The 13,945-nt window shown below is 33.5% G+C and carries 13 protein-coding genes; 6 read left to right on the plus strand and 7 right to left on the minus strand.

Annotated elements, in window-relative coordinates; all coding sequences use genetic code 11:
• Position 1 precedes the first annotated feature (1 nt).
• The 3 genes from gldF to IIF7_RS17820 are packed head-to-tail and all read right to left on the minus strand — an operon-like array spanning position 2 to position 1,880.
• Positions 2–736, minus strand: coding sequence for a gliding motility-associated ABC transporter permease subunit GldF (gldF, locus tag IIF7_RS17810; protein WP_084843038.1), 735 nt, complete (start codon positions 734–736; stop codon positions 2–4).
• A 6-nt stretch (positions 737–742) separates the two neighbouring features.
• On the minus strand, positions 743–1,045 hold the full coding sequence (locus tag IIF7_RS17815; RefSeq protein WP_084843039.1) for a putative quinol monooxygenase: 303 nt from the start codon (positions 1,043–1,045) through the stop codon (positions 743–745).
• Positions 1,014–1,880: an SAM hydrolase/SAM-dependent halogenase family protein gene (locus tag IIF7_RS17820; protein ID WP_084843040.1), complete on the minus strand. Its 867-nt coding sequence runs from the start codon at positions 1,878–1,880 to the stop codon at positions 1,014–1,016. Before IIF7_RS17820 ends, IIF7_RS17815 begins: the two co-directional genes overlap by 32 nt.
• Before the next feature lie 308 nt (positions 1,881–2,188).
• Here IIF7_RS17820 and IIF7_RS17825 point away from each other — a divergent pair, with 308 nt between their 5' ends.
• From IIF7_RS17825 to acs, 3 genes are all read left to right on the plus strand, one after another.
• Entirely contained in the window at positions 2,189–3,142 is a 954-nt protein-coding gene (locus IIF7_RS17825) for a PhoH family protein (RefSeq protein ID WP_084843041.1), read from the plus strand.
• 27 nt (positions 3,143–3,169) lie between these two features.
• The gene (locus tag IIF7_RS17830; protein ID WP_084843042.1) at positions 3,170–4,117 is read left to right on the plus strand and encodes a phosphoribosylaminoimidazolesuccinocarboxamide synthase; all 948 of its coding nucleotides are present in this window, start codon (positions 3,170–3,172) and stop codon (positions 4,115–4,117) included.
• Between the two features lie 161 nt (positions 4,118–4,278).
• A complete protein-coding gene (acs, locus tag IIF7_RS17835) occupies positions 4,279–6,186 on the plus strand; it encodes an acetate--CoA ligase (RefSeq protein ID WP_084843043.1) in 1,908 nt (635 codons plus the stop codon).
• Between the two features lie 51 nt (positions 6,187–6,237).
• Here the strand turns inward: acs and IIF7_RS17840 are convergent, their stop codons facing one another.
• Positions 6,238–6,894: a 3'-5' exonuclease gene (locus tag IIF7_RS17840; RefSeq protein ID WP_084843044.1), complete on the minus strand. Its 657-nt coding sequence runs from the start codon at positions 6,892–6,894 to the stop codon at positions 6,238–6,240.
• Entirely contained in the window at positions 6,894–8,816 is a 1,923-nt protein-coding gene (locus IIF7_RS17845; protein ID WP_084843045.1) for a DUF294 nucleotidyltransferase-like domain-containing protein, read from the minus strand. The genes IIF7_RS17840 and IIF7_RS17845 overlap by 1 nt, the downstream gene beginning before the upstream one ends.
• 161 nt (positions 8,817–8,977) lie before the next feature.
• Here IIF7_RS17845 and IIF7_RS17850 point away from each other — a divergent pair, with 161 nt between their 5' ends.
• Together IIF7_RS17850 and IIF7_RS17855 are read left to right on the plus strand one after the other, a co-directional pair.
• Positions 8,978–9,646: a hypothetical protein gene (locus IIF7_RS17850; RefSeq protein ID WP_084843046.1), complete on the plus strand. Its 669-nt coding sequence runs from the start codon at positions 8,978–8,980 to the stop codon at positions 9,644–9,646.
• A gap of 13 nt (positions 9,647–9,659) precedes the next feature.
• Positions 9,660–10,349: a hypothetical protein gene (locus IIF7_RS17855; protein WP_084843047.1), complete on the plus strand. Its 690-nt coding sequence runs from the start codon at positions 9,660–9,662 to the stop codon at positions 10,347–10,349.
• Between the two features lie 44 nt (positions 10,350–10,393).
• Here IIF7_RS17855 and IIF7_RS17860 read toward each other — a convergent pair whose 3' ends face one another.
• On the minus strand, positions 10,394–11,470 hold the full coding sequence (locus tag IIF7_RS17860) for a DNA topoisomerase IB (RefSeq protein WP_084843050.1): 1,077 nt from the start codon (positions 11,468–11,470) through the stop codon (positions 10,394–10,396).
• A gap of 128 nt (positions 11,471–11,598) precedes the next feature.
• Positions 11,599–12,687 (minus strand): M42 family metallopeptidase, encoded by a 1,089-nt coding sequence (locus IIF7_RS17865; RefSeq protein WP_084843048.1) that lies wholly within the window; start codon positions 12,685–12,687, stop codon positions 11,599–11,601.
• Between the two features lie 165 nt (positions 12,688–12,852).
• Between IIF7_RS17865 and IIF7_RS17870 the strand changes: the two genes are divergently transcribed.
• Positions 12,853–13,479 (plus strand): DUF4294 domain-containing protein, encoded by a 627-nt coding sequence (locus IIF7_RS17870; RefSeq protein ID WP_139801355.1) that lies wholly within the window; start codon positions 12,853–12,855, stop codon positions 13,477–13,479.
• Positions 13,480–13,945 lie beyond the last annotated feature (466 nt).

A 13,945-nucleotide genomic window follows, 5' to 3' on the forward strand; every position in this document is an offset into this window, starting at 1 on the left:
ATTAGTTATTTCTTAGATTTTTTATTCTGAAGTGGGTAAGTTTCAGGAATAATGCAATAAAACTTAAAAAGTAAATAAGATCACGTGTATCAACAACGCCGCGACTAATACTGCGGTAGTGATAGCTAATTCCGAAGTAATCTATTCCGTAGTCAGAATTTCCAAAAAGCTGAAATCCAGAAATTCCTTCAAATAAAAAGAAGCTTAAAAAACATAGAAAAACGGCCAGTATAAACGCAACGATCTGGTTGTTGGTTAGGCTTGAAGAAAATATCCCGATCGCGGTATAACAACCACCTAAAAATAAGAGACCAAAATAACTTCCTAGAGTTGCTCCCAGATCGAAATTCCCCTGAATTCTGCCTAATTCTGAAATTGTAATTACGTAAATTATTGAAGGAATAATCGCTAATATCACCAAAATTAAAGCCCCAAGATATTTGCCCAATATCAGATTGGTGATCGATAAAGGTTTGGTGAGCAAAAGTTCCATGGTGCCCAATTTCTTTTCTTCAGAAAAGCTTTTCATGGTTATGGCAGGAATCAAAAAGATAAAAATCCACGGAGCCATATTAAAAAACGGCTTTATGTTCGCAAAACCGCTATCTAAAATATTGTATTCGCCCGTAAAAACGAACAAAAACAAACCGCTTACCACCAAAAATATCCCAATTACAAGATATCCGATTGGCGTAGCAAAAAATGATTGTATTTCTTTATTTAAAATTGCTAACAAAAATGTCTAATTTTGATCTGAAACCCAAAGTCTATCCATACTCCAGGCTTCTGGTTTTGCGTTAAACAAAATTTTGGTGTTACTCCAAACTACCTTAAAAAATGCCGAATTTCGATAATTTTCGAGCGCATTTTCATTGTCCCAGTAGCTATACGTAAAAAACTGATTAGTATTGTGCTTATCGCGGTGCAATTCTAAATGTTGGCAACCTTTAAAATTGCGAATTTGTTCTTTTGTATTTTCAAAAATGTCCAAAAACGCATTAATATTTTCTGGGCTAAAGCTCAGCTTTACGATCCTTACTAGCATAAGCTTCAAATTTTATAGTTACGGTATCTCTATTTTGTAATCCAAATAAACTTGCGGCGCTTCCTACCGTTAAAGGATTACTTTTATAAATGGCCAGCTCGATATATCCGGCCGAATTAAAAACGGCCAATTTCTTACCATCTTCTTCGCCACGTTTATCTTTTTCGATCTTAAAATTAATGCAATCACTATAGGTTTCGTAAACCTTATTAAAAGTGACCATTCTTGCACTAATAGTAAATTGGCGGCCTTTGCCAATATTTTCGAATAACTTTCTGGAAATGTTGGTGATCACATTTCCATAATTATCGATATAAATTACATGGCCAATAATCTGGTTTTTATCGCTATTAATTAATGGCTCGATTTGTTTTAGATATCTTATTTCCTGAATATTCTTCCCAATAACATCTAAAGTTCCGCCGCGAGCGATATGGCAGGCTACTTTTACAAAAACATCGAGAACAGGAAAATTGGTTTCGATCTTATCGTGGATATTGATCTCTACAATTTTTTCAGGTTTTATTTCTGAAGCTAATAGAGATAAAATACCATTATTGGCACAAAGGAAATAATGATCGTCCAATAAAACGGCCAGATGTTTATTTTCTGGAGTTAATTCTGAATCGATCCCAATAATATGAATACTTCCTTTTGGAAAGCTTTTGTACGCATTTTTAATGATATAACTCGCTTCACTAATATGAAAAGGAGAGATGCAATGCGAAATATCAACAATCCTAACATCATCCAGCTCGTTGTAAATAGCTCCTTTAACCGCTGCTGCAAAGTAATCTTTCTGCCCAAAATCGGTTGTTAAGGTAATGATTGCCATAAGTGATTGTTAATATTTTTTTAAGTTCTAAAGGCTAAATTTCCTTAAGTTTGTATAAGGAGCGAAGATACTTTTATTTTGTACTTCGAACCTTAAAATTGCGCTAAAAATATGGCGACAAATCAGGTTGCAAAAATACATCCTGATATTAGGAACACAAATTTAAGCATCAAGAATTTTACTCGATAATCGAGATTGAATGCTTCAGGATTTATCTTGAAAAAATAAATTTTCAATAAATAGCTTATGGATTTTCCTTAGCTTGTTTATACTTGTAACTGCCAACTTTTAACTAAAACCAAACGCTTTTGAACGAACTTGTTATCGAACTTTCAGAGATTAGCCCAAGAGAATTCTTTGGGCAGGGTAATGAACATATAGAACTTTTAAAAAAATATTTTCCGAAGCTAAAAATTGTAGCGCGAGGAAGTAAAATAAAAGTTTTTGGAGATGAAGAAATGCTGGAAGAATTCGATAAGCGATTTACAATGCTTATCGATCATTTTGGAAAGTTTAATAAACTGGACGAAAATGTGATCGAACGAGTCTTAACCAGTGAAAGCAAAGAAGATTATCAATCTTCTAAAGAAAGTGGAGAAGTTTTGGTGCATGGTGTTAGCGGTAGGCTAATTAAAGCACAAACGGCCAACCAACGAAAAATGGTAGATCTTAGCAAAAAGAACGATCTTTTATTTGCTATTGGTCCTGCCGGAACTGGTAAAACATATACGGGTGTGGCACTTGCGGTTAAAGCTTTAAAAGAAAAACAGGTAAAAAGAATTATTCTTACTCGTCCTGCGGTAGAAGCAGGGGAGAATCTTGGATTTTTGCCGGGTGATCTAAAGGAAAAATTAGATCCATACATGCAGCCACTTTATGATGGTTTGCGAGATATGATCCCTGCGGAACGATTAGAATCTTTTATAGAGAAAGGTGTGATACAAATTGCTCCTTTAGCTTTTATGCGTGGTAGAACTTTAGATAATGCTTTTGTGATTTTAGATGAAGCACAAAATACCACCCATGCGCAAATGAAAATGTTTTTAACCCGAATGGGAAAAAGTGCAAAATTCATAATCACTGGCGATCCAGGTCAGATCGATCTACCAAGAAGAACTGTTTCTGGATTAAAAGAAGCCCTTTTAGTTTTAAAAGATGTAAAAGGAGTAGGAATGGTATATTTGGACGATAAAGATGTGATTCGTCACCGATTGGTGAAAAAGATCATAGCAGCATACAAAACAATAGAACACAACGATTAAGTAAAATAAGTCAACCGATTTACAAAGATGAGTAATACTCTAATTAAGACAGATTATAATTTTCCTGGACAAAAATCAGTTTATAAAGGAAAGGTAAGAGATGTTTATGCTTTTGAAAATGATAAACTGGTAATGATCGCTTCAGATCGTCTTTCAGCTTTCGATGTAGTGATGCCAAAAGGAATTCCTTACAAAGGACAAATCCTTAACCAAATCGCTACCAAGATGATGAAGGATACTGAAGATTTAGTTCCAAACTGGCTTCAGGCAACTCCAGATCCTAATGTGGCGGTAGGCGAAGCTTGCGAGCCATTCAAGGTAGAAATGGTAATTAGAGGTTATCTTTCTGGGCATGCGGCACGAGAATATAAAGCGGGTAAAAGAATGCTTTGTGGTGTAGTGATGCCAGAAGGAATGAAAGAAAATGATCGTTTTCCTGAACCAATTATAACTCCTGCCACCAAAGCTGAAATGGGAGATCATGACGAAGATATTTCTAAAGAAGATATTTTAAAACGCGGAATTGTTTCTGCGGAAGATTATGCTGTTTTGGAGGATTACACGAAAAAACTTTTTCAGCGTGGTACCGAAATTGCACAAAAACGAGGCCTTATTTTAGTGGATACCAAATATGAATTTGGAAAAACTAAAGATGGTAAGATCGTTTTGATCGATGAAATTCATACACCAGATTCTTCACGATATTTCTATGCAAATACTTATGAAGAACTTCAGGGAAAAGGAGAGCCACAAAAGCAACTTTCAAAAGAATTTGTGCGCCAGTGGTTAATTCAGAATGGATTTCAAGGAAAAGAAGGTCAGGAAGTACCATTTATGAGTGATGAATATATCGAAACAGTAAGCGAGCGATATATAGAATTATACGAAAATATTACGGGAGAAACTTTTGAGAAAGCCGATGTTTCTAATATCGAAAAACGTGTAGAAGAAAATGTAATAGCCTATTTAAAGTAGGTATTCTGTCTAATAGTAATTAAAAGCGATATGTTTTAATACACATATCGCTTTTTTTATGCTTAAAATTTTGCAAAAACATAGAATAGTTCAAGTAAAATCAGCAAAAAATCAATAGTTTTAAGGGAAAATTAAAGAATCCATACAACCAACTAATAATTATGAGTAATTATCATATTAAGAATCTGGAAGAGTATTTTCAGGTTTACAGAAAATCTGTGCGTGAGCCAGAAAATTTTTGGGCTGAAATCGCTGAAGAACATTTTACATGGAGAAAAAAATGGGATAATGTTTTAAGCTGGGATTTTACAAAACCAGAAGTAAAGTGGTTTGAAAATGCTAAACTTAATATTACAGAAAATTGCATAGATCGTCATCTTTTAACCAGGGGTGAGAAAACTGCGATTATTTGGGAACCAAATGACAGTAATGATGAGGCGCAACATATCACTTACAACCAACTTCATAAAAAAGTAAATAAGTTCGCAAACGTTTTAAAAAGTAAAGGAATCCAGAAAGGAGACCGTGTTTGTATCTATTTACCAATGATTCCTGAGCTGGCATATGCTGTTTTGGCCTGCGCAAGGATAGGAGCGATCCACTCGGTTGTTTTTGCAGGATTTTCAAGTAAGGCGCTTGCTACCAGAACTCTAGATGCCGATTGCAAGATGTTAATCACTTCAGATGGTTCGTATCGTGGTGCTAAAACATTAAATCTTAAAAATATTGTAGATGAAGCTTTAGAGGATTGTCCAGATGTAAGTTCAGTTTTAGTGGTAAAACGAACTGGTGAAGAAATTGAAATGAAAGAGGGACGTGACGAATGGTTAGAGCCTTTAATGGAAGAAGCTTCAGACGAATGCGCTCCTGAAATTGTAGATGCTGAAGATCCTTTATTTATTTTATATACTTCTGGATCTACGGGAAAACCAAAAGGGATGTTGCATACTACCGCAGGATATATGGTTTATACAGCATTTACTTTCAAAAATATTTTTAATTATACTGAAGGTGATGTGTACTGGTGTACTGCCGATATAGGTTGGATCACTGGGCATTCTTATATTGTATACGGCCCGTTAGCAAACGGAGCTACAACGGTAATGTTTGAAGGTGTGCCTTCTTATCCAGATCATGGTCGCTTTTGGCAAATTGTAGAGAAGCATAAAATCACGCAATTTTATACAGCACCAACCGCGATTAGAGCATTAGCAAAACGTAATATTGAATTTGTAGAAAATCATGATCTTTCTTCTTTAAAAGTTTTAGGATCTGTAGGAGAACCTATAAACGAGGAAGCATGGCACTGGTTTAATGATAATATTGGTAAAAATCAGAGTCCGATTGTAGATACCTGGTGGCAAACCGAAACAGGAGGAATTATGATTTCACCTATGCCTTACGTGACGCCAACTAAACCAACTTATGCTACTTTACCAATGCCGGGAATTCAGCCAAGTTTAATGGACGATGATGGGAAAGAAATTAAAGGAAACCAAGTAAACGGTAGGTTGTGTGTTAAATTCCCCTGGCCATCGATAGCAAGAACAGTCTGGGGAAATCACGAACGTTACAAGGATACGTATTTCTCTACTTTTGAAGGTAAATATTTTACCGGTGATGGCGCGATGAGAGATGAGGTTGGTTACTATAGAATTACAGGTAGAACAGATGATGTTATTATTGTTTCTGGTCATAATCTTGGTACTGCGCCAATTGAAGATGCGATCAACGAGCACCCAGCAGTTGCCGAAAGTGCAGTGGTTGGTTTCCCTCACGAGGTTAAAGGAAAAGCGCTTTATGCTTTTGTGATTCTTAAAGAATCTGGAGAAAGTCGTAAGCGTGATAACTTAAGAAAAGAGATTAATCAGCAAATTGCAGATAAGGTTGGGCCAATAGCCAAACCAGATAAAATTCAGTTTGTAGAAGGATTGCCTAAAACAAGAAGTGGAAAAATTATGCGTCGAATTTTACGTAAAATCGCCTCGAACGATACTTCAGATTTAGGAGATACTTCAACATTACTAAATCCTGAAGTTGTTGAAGCAATTATTGCTGAAGCTTTGTAAATTTCAGATGAATTAAAAATAGATAAAAGTCCGGGTAATTTTACTCGGACTTTATTTTTTAAACAATTCCTTTAGTTTTTTGCGTTTTAGTCTTCCAAGGATTTTTAAAAAAGCAATAGCAGTAATAAATGCATCCCCAATGGCGGTATGCCGGTCTTTAAGATCGATATTGTATGCCAAAGCAACTTCATCTAAAGTGTAACTTTTATGCTGATCTATAAAATTGGAAATGATTCTGGTTTTTCGGTATAAAACTCCGGTGTCTAAAACTCGGTTTTTTAGCTTCGGAAGATGGTTTCTTTTCATCGCGGCATTAATCATATTAATATCGAAGCCTGCATGATGAGCCACCAAAATTGAATCACCTATATATTTTAAGAATAACTGAAGCGCTTTTTCTTCAGTAAAGGTTTCAAAGCGTTCGTGTTTAATAAGTCCGTGAATTTCTACCGTATCGGGATTAAATTTTTCTTGTTTCAGATAAATTTCAAAACTATTTGCAACCAATAATTTGTTGTCTTTAACTTTTACACAGCCAATACTTAAAATTCGATCTTTTTCCTGGTCAAATCCGGTGGTTTCAGTATCTAAAACTACAAAAGTGGTTTCAGTAACCAGTTGTTCCAGTTGATTTTTGTTGAATTTAGCCGAATATTTTTGCCAGTATTCCGGCAAATGTGATTCATCTTTTTTAAACCAGTTTATCATTAAAGTACCGTTGCAGTTTCAAATCTCATTTTAATTAAATCCTGAACCGCTTTTATCGATTTAAAAGCACGTTTTAATTTCATTTTATCCTCCTTGTTTAGTTTTGAAAGATCGATAAAACGGCCACTATCCCTATTTTGAAGACCTTGTTTAATACGAAATTTAATTAAAGCTTTAGAGGCATAAGAGCAACCTTCAAAAAGTTCTTTGTTTTTAGGTTCTAACTGTGCAAGACGGTCAAAACGCTCTGCTGTATTGCTAATATTCTTTATTTTATAGGATAAAATTAAAAGTCGGGCACTTTCAGTTAAAGGTTGTATCCCACGTTTTTTAATGTCGAAGAAATCTTTCTTTTCGCCATCCTGTTCTACTAAAAACTGCCTAAAGAAACCTAATGGAGAAGGATTTCTAAGCGCGTTAGATCCCATTACCGTTAAAAACTTCTTGTTATTTTCTATTAAACCTAATATATAATCTGAAAGTTGATTAGATAATAAGGAGTCTCCATACGTAATATCGTAATCGAAGAAAATGTTAGAAAGTAAAATTTCATCTGGTCCCGGTTGTTTTATCCATTTAGAAACCTGTTTTTTCCATTCGCTTAAACTTAAGCACCATCGTGGATTTTTAGCCATCATATCTGCAGGGCAATATTCGTAACCTACAATCATTAATCTTTTATTTACCTTGGTGGCTAGTTGTAAAAAATAGTCTCTTGTTTCTTCCAATTTCCCTTCTGGTGGATCAGCAAAAATGATCGCATTGTCTTGATCGGTTTGTAAAAGTTGCTCTTTGCGTCCCTGGCTTCCCATGCTTAACCAGGCAAAATTAACAGGAGGTTCTTGTTGTAATTTAATAACACATCTGGAGATTACTCTTTTAATCGTTGCATCATTAAGTTCAAAAATTAATTTGGAAATATGTGTAAGCGGAATATTATTTTCTATATATCCACCCAATAATAGATTAATTTTGTTTCTTATTTTTTTCAATTCTTTGGTGCTATGTGACCGCTGAATTGCTTTCATTAAAACTGACGGACTGTTTCCCTGCGAAACCATAATGTCATGTTCAGAAAGTATTCCGGTAACACGAGTATTGGGAGTACCATCTTCAGTAATACAAATATGGTTAATGTTATGCTTCATCATAGTGATTTGCGCCTGTGCAATAGTTACATTTCTAGGATAGCAGATTACTGGAAAGCTCATAATTTTATCTACTGTAGTATCTATAGAATATTGGCCGGTGGCAATAGAGTTGCGAAAATCTTCATCTGTAAGAATACCCACAGGTACATCATTTTTTGTAACAAGAATAGAACCTACTTTTCTTTTACTCATTAATTGTGCAGCACTTTTAATGCTTGTCTCTGGAGAGGTGGTTACAATTTTTCTTATGATAGGAGCTGGCTGCAATTCGAATAGCGGACTATTACTTATTGGTTCTACTACCTGAGTACCAAAAAATAATTTTCCCTTATCTTCTCTTGAGTAAGGATTACGAGTATTAGTAGCAAAACTTTGAATAAGGAAGTTTCCAACCTTTTTATTAGATTCTGTTAAGGGTTTAAATAAACTAATAGGAATACCATAAACTATACTTTCTTCTTCAGCAATCGCATTCATTATGTAGTTTTCTTCAGCAAATAAAGGGCGAAGGCCAAAAATATCACCTTCATCACAGGTGTCTAAAGTTTCGTATTGCTCATTTTGGAATTTTTGAAGCTGGATGGCTCCTTTGTGAACGATATAGAAAAACTGATGTACATCATCACCTTCATTAAAAAGTATATTCCCTTTATCGATATATAAAACTTCGGATTCCTGAGAAATATTTAAAAGTTCTTCAGCATTAAGAAAATTAAAAGGAGGGAAATCTTTTAAAAAATCGGCTATTCGGTGAGCAATGGAGTTTTTCATGAAATTAAACTTATATAGTAATACAAGTTTAGATAAAATTTTATTTGTTTAAATTAACGTTTAAGCTTAAAAAAATATTATATTAGTTAAATTGTTAATTATTTATATAAATGAAAAAATTGGTTTAAAATTTGTATCATAATTTAAAACATTATTTAATTATGAAAAAAACTTTATACATTCTTATTTATTTAATAGGGGTAAGTTCGATAGCTCAAAATTTTGATAATATCTCAAATACAGGTATGTTAATATTTACTAAGGCTAAGACCCCTGATGAATACACTGGTTCTCCTTATGTAGAGGATGAATTCACCCAGGGAAAAATTGTAGATGTTGATAAAAATAGATCACAAACTGCATATTTGAAATTTAACGCAATAGAAGATGTAGTAGAAATTAAATTGAATAAGGATGATGAAAAAGTCCATATTTTACCAAAATTAAAGAATTTGAAATATGATATGGGTGATTACAATTATATTATCGATAATTATAGAGTAAAAGGAGGTGGAAATCTTGAAGGTTATTTTTTAGAATATTTTTACGAGGATAATATACGTTTTTTGGCTTTTCCGGAAGGTAAACTCACTCCTGCCACTACAACCGAAACAGGGTATCAAAAGCCTAAACCTGCAAATTTACGAATCGATTACACTTATTACATCCAAAGAGATTTAGGTCCATTAGAAGAGGTGAAGTTGAAGAATAGAGACTTTAAGGAGATTTTTGCTGATGAAGATTTGATTCAATCATATATAAAGAAAAATAAAATTAAAACTGAGTCAGATGTAGTGTTGATGCTGAAATACTACATAAATAATAACTAAAATTGTATATATTATGAAAAGAATATTTCTATTAGTAATGCTTTTTTCGATGATGGGCTCATTCGCTCAATCATCATCTTATAACCTAGGTGTAAATTACAATGCGGGTATTCCTTACAGGAATATTGGGAATAAAGTTGTAGCTGATGTGGACTTTGAGGGATCTCCATATATAGAAGATACCTTTGTTAAAGGTAGGATTTTGAGCGATGACGAAAAAAATGGTCGAGAGGTTTTTATGCGATTTAATTACGTTAATAATTTGGTGGAAATTAAATTAGATGAAAATCAGGAGAAAAGTAGTTTTATACCAAGGGTCTCAGATATAAAATATGATTTTGGTAATTATAGATATGTCCTTAAAGAGGTTAAGGATGTTAAAAACGGTAAAACGCTTGATATTTATTATATAGAATTTTACAATAATGAAGATGATAAAATTAAATTTATTGCATATCCAGAACTAGAAATTGTGGATAACAGTGGGTATACAACAGGCTACGAAAAAAGAAAACCTAATATTATTAAGCCTAATTTGAAATATTTTGTTCAGAATGGAAACAAATTAACTGAAATAAGATTAAAGGCTAAAGATTTTAAAAACTTGTTTTCAGATAAATCGAAAATGGAAAGTTATTTTAAAGAAAATAAGATAAAAGATGAGCAGGATGTTGTAGCCATGCTTGAGTTTTATGCTGAATAAATAATCAATTACCTTATAAAAAAAGCTCCAATAAGGAGCTTTTTTTATATACTTATTTCGTAATCTTCAATAAGATTGAGCATTACTTTTTCGGTTTCAGAAAGTTTGGTGTAATCTTTTTTATCGTCTTTTTTTAACTTATCAAAGTAAGGAACAATGCTGCCGTCCTCGTAAGATTCTACGATTTTTGGATGTACATAGTAACTTCGGCAAACAGCTCGAGTATTTCCTAATCCACTTGCAGCAGCATCAAAAGAGGTGAGGATAGTTTTTTTGTTTTCTTTTTCATCTTCGATGTAACCTAATTCTATTACTGTTTCAAAGAATATTTTAGAAGCAGCCCAGGTTCTAAAATCTTTTGCTGAAAATAACTCTCCGGCAACATCGTGAATATAGTCATTAATCATTCCGCTATCGATACTATGTTTTTCACCATTTTCATCATAAAATTTGAATAGTTCCCAACCCGGAATCTCTTCGCATTGATTAATAAGTTTTATCAACTTTTTATTCTGAACACTTATAGAGTGCTCTTTTCCTTTCTTACCAACAAATTCAAATTTTACTTCGTCATCATAAGTTTTTACATGCCTTGTGCGAAAGGTAGATAAACCGTAAGTTTTATTTTTTTGCGCATAATAGTCGTTTCCAATCCTAATGTGTGTTTCTTCCATTAATCTAATAATTAAAGCGAGAACTTTTTGTTTGCACATTCCCGGAAGATCTAAATCTTTGTCAACTTTCTTTCTTATTAAGGGCAGTTTTTTTCCGAAGGCAGACATTTTAAAAAATTTGGTTTCATTTTTTATTTTAGACCATAATGGATGATAGATATATTGCTTTCTTTCTTTTTCATCGCGGCCTACAACTTGCAAATGCCCTTTTTCTAAATGTGTAATGTTAACCTGCGTCCATGCTGGCGGGATTACTAATTTTTTAATACGATCTATTACTTTAATATCTTTAATTCTTTCTTCATTCTTATAATAAGAGAATCCGCGACCAACCTTCTTTCTTTTAATTGAAAGATGATGTTCAGAAACATAGGTGAGACTGGCCAATTTAGCAGCTTTTTGTGGTTCTTCTAGTATTACATTAATATCTTCTGAAGAAAGTGTCATAAGTTTTATTTTATAGAAAGGTACTGGTAAAATAGATTTACAATTAATAAAGATGTGTGAAACCTTGCTTAAGAAAAATAAAAAAAGCTCCATAAAAGGAGCTTTTCGGTATTTTGGAGAAGAATTTTTTAATCGAAATAACTAAAAGTTTCTCCGTTTTTTATTTTTAAAACACTTTCGTAGATCAGTTTTATAACATTTTCTACGTCCTCTTTATGTACCATTTCTACCGTGGTATGCATATAACGTAAAGGCAAGCTAATTAATGCTGAAGCTACTCCGCCATTGCTGTAAGCAAAAGCATCCGTATCTGTACCTGTGAATCTGGAAGAAGCTGCACGTTGAAACGGAATTTCTTTTTCCTCTGCAGTGTCAATTAATAATTCTCTTAAGTTATTTTGTACCGCGGGGGCATAGCTAATAACAGGTCCATCACCAATTTTTGCTAAACCATTAGATTTTTGGTCGATCATTGGGGTAGTGGTGTCGTGCGTAACATCGGTAACAATAGCAACGTTTGGTTTAATGCGCTGGGTAATCATTTCAGCACCGCGAAGACCAATCTCTTCCTGAACCGAGTTAGTAATGTAAAGGCCAAAAGGAAGTTCTTTACCATTTTCCTTCAGCAGTTTTGCAACTTGCGCTACCATAAAACCTCCAATTCTATTATCTAAAGCTCTACAAACAAATTTATTTTCATTCAGAATAAAAAATTCATCAGGATAAGTGATAACGCAACCTACGTGTACACCAAGTTTTTCAACTTCTTCTTTAGTGCTGCATCCAACATCGATACAGATATTCGATAATTTGGGCGATTGTTCTTTTTCGTTTTTACGCGTGTGAATTGCCGGCCATCCAAAAACACCTTTTACGATACCTTTTTTAGTATGGATATTTACGCGTTTAGAAGCTGCAATTTGGTGATCACTACCACCATTTCTTATTACATATATAAGTCCGTCGTCTGTAATATAGTTTACATACCAAGAAATTTCATCAGCATGTCCTTCAATTACTACTTTAAATTCAGCTTCAGGATTTATAACGCCAACGGCAGTTCCGTAGGTATCGGTAATAAACTCATCTACGTAAGGTTTAAGATATTCCATCCAAAGTTTCTGTCCTTCAGATTCATAGCCTGTTGGGGAGGCATTATTAAGGTACTTTTCGAGAAAATCGATCGATTCTTGATCTAAAATACTTTCTTTACTCATATTATATTTGATTTGTAGCGAATTTAGTAAGAATTAAATTGAGGACAATTGGATATTGTTTAATTTTGGAATGATTTTAGATAATTTTCAGGTTAATTTATGCTGAATAATACTCGAGTGAAAACAATATTATTTTTTCTTGCCTGCCTGTTTCCTTTCTTCGGAATGATGGGACAAACAGATACTATTACTGAACCTGAAGAGGAAGATAAACGATATATGATTATTGCAGGAGACTCTATAGTTCGTGAAAGTATAGATCTGGACGAGGTTTTGATCCTGAAGCGGCTTCAATTTAAAAATAATACCGATAGAAGAAGATATTTGATTTTAAGAAGGAAGACCAGAAAGGTTTACCCTTATGCAAAATTGGCTGCAGAACGATTAACAGCTCTTAATGAAAGACTAGGGGACATTAAATCTAAAAGAGATCAAAAAAAGTACACAAAAATTGTACAAAATTATATTGAAGACCAATTTGCTGAAGAATTAAAGAAGATGACACATACTGAAGGGCAAATTTTGGTAAAGCTAATTCACCGCCAAACAGGAATAACAGCATTCGAATTAATAAAAGAGTTGCGCAGTGGGTGGAGGGCTTTTTGGTACAATACTACAGCAAGTCTTTTTGAGATATCACTTAAAGAAGAATATGATCCTATAAGTAATGAAGAAGATTATATTATAGAAGACATTTTACAGCGATCTTTTCAAAATAAAATTCTGGAGCCACAACCATCGGCATTGGATTTTGACTTTCTTGAGCTAACAGATAAATGGGATGTATTATAATTTTTTCCATTTTTCTTTTTCTGAATGATTTTTTTTCTTAATTTAGCTATTCTCAACTCTAATCAAATCAGGCTTTTATAAAATAGTTTTTCAGATTGATAAAAAAATCAATTTGAAAGTTTGTTTTGTACAAAAAAAGCTGCTTATATTTGCACCCGCTTAGCCGCTGAGGTGGTATTTAAAAAGCGGAAGTTCATTGAGGTTTTAGGGGGTTTTAGGGTGTGAAAAAAAACTTAAAAAAGATTTGGTTTGTAATTAAAAAAGCCGGTATCTTTGCGTCCCGCTAACGGTGCTTTCGGGTGAGTGATAGTGGGAAGTTCATTGAGTTTTTACTTTTAAAATAACGTAAAAAAAACTTTAAAAAAGTTTTGCTGGTTAAAGAAAAAGAGTTGTATATTTGCAGCCGCTTTAACGGTGAGGTTCTTTGGGAGTTTTGATCACGAAAAAAAAGAAAAAATATTTTTAA

Origin of the sequence: Zunongwangia atlantica 22II14-10F7 (genome assembly GCF_002094855.1) — a bacterium.
Lineage (GTDB): Bacteria > Bacteroidota > Bacteroidia > Flavobacteriales > Flavobacteriaceae > Zunongwangia > Zunongwangia atlantica.

Excerpts from the sequence above, each read along its gene's own strand:
- IIF7_RS17860 (WP_084843050.1), bottom strand. The coding sequence starts at position 11,470 with ATGACACTTTCTTCAGAAGATATTAATGTAATACTAGAAGAACCACAA.
- IIF7_RS17855 (WP_084843047.1), top strand. The coding sequence starts at position 9,660 with ATGAAAAGAATATTTCTATTAGTAATGCTTTTTTCGATGATGGGCTCA.
- acs (WP_084843043.1), top strand. The coding sequence starts at position 4,279 with ATGAGTAATTATCATATTAAGAATCTGGAAGAGTATTTTCAGGTTTAC.
- IIF7_RS17845 (WP_084843045.1), bottom strand. The coding sequence starts at position 8,816 with ATGAAAAACTCCATTGCTCACCGAATAGCCGATTTTTTAAAAGATTTC.
- IIF7_RS17865 (WP_084843048.1), bottom strand. The coding sequence starts at position 12,687 with ATGAGTAAAGAAAGTATTTTAGATCAAGAATCGATCGATTTTCTCGAA.
- IIF7_RS17815 (WP_084843039.1), bottom strand. The coding sequence starts at position 1,045 with ATGCTAGTAAGGATCGTAAAGCTGAGCTTTAGCCCAGAAAATATTAAT.
- IIF7_RS17830 (WP_084843042.1), top strand. The coding sequence starts at position 3,170 with ATGAGTAATACTCTAATTAAGACAGATTATAATTTTCCTGGACAAAAA.
- IIF7_RS17820 (WP_084843040.1), bottom strand. The coding sequence starts at position 1,880 with ATGGCAATCATTACCTTAACAACCGATTTTGGGCAGAAAGATTACTTT.
- IIF7_RS17870 (WP_139801355.1), top strand. The coding sequence starts at position 12,853 with ATGATGGGACAAACAGATACTATTACTGAACCTGAAGAGGAAGATAAA.
- IIF7_RS17850 (WP_084843046.1), top strand. The coding sequence starts at position 8,978 with ATGAAAAAAACTTTATACATTCTTATTTATTTAATAGGGGTAAGTTCG.
- IIF7_RS17840 (WP_084843044.1), bottom strand. The coding sequence starts at position 6,894 with ATGATAAACTGGTTTAAAAAAGATGAATCACATTTGCCGGAATACTGG.